Raw genomic sequence first — 467 nt, forward strand, 5'->3', positions numbered from 1 at the left:
CCAGTCGGCTCGCAGGAACCAGAATGCCAGCGCCCAGCACAGGGCCGCACCGGCGTAGAAAACCGCGACACCCCATTGGACCCGTTTTCCGAGCCTCAGGGCGCTGGATCGGATTCCGACCAGCGCATCGTCCTCGCGATCCTGCAGGGCGTAGATCGTGTCGTATCCGATGACCCAGAGCGCCGCCCCGGCATACATCGCGAGGACCGCGTCCCAGTTGTCCCACCGGAATTGCGTCCATCCGACCAGCAGGCCCCATGTGAAGACGAGGCCGAGCCATGCCTGCGGCCACCAGGTGATCCGCTTCATGAAGGGATAGGCCGCGACGAGCGCCAGGCTGCCCAGCGCGACCAGTTGCGCCTCCGTACGCAGCTGGAGCAGGACGAGTAGGCCGAGCGCGCACAGGACGAACAGCCATCCCCATGCGAGGCGCGTGGAAATGCGGCCGCTGGCCACGGGGCGCGCGG

Annotated in this window: 1 protein-coding gene; it reads right to left on the reverse strand. The window is 67.7% G+C overall.

Going from position 1 to position 467, the window contains the following annotated elements:
• Window positions 1–467 (reverse strand): UbiA family prenyltransferase (locus AB1L30_RS00660; RefSeq protein ID WP_367011421.1); only part of this gene is annotated, 467 nt, incomplete at both ends.

The organism is Bremerella sp. JC817, assembly GCF_040718835.1.
Classification (GTDB): domain Bacteria; phylum Planctomycetota; class Planctomycetia; order Pirellulales; family Pirellulaceae; genus Bremerella.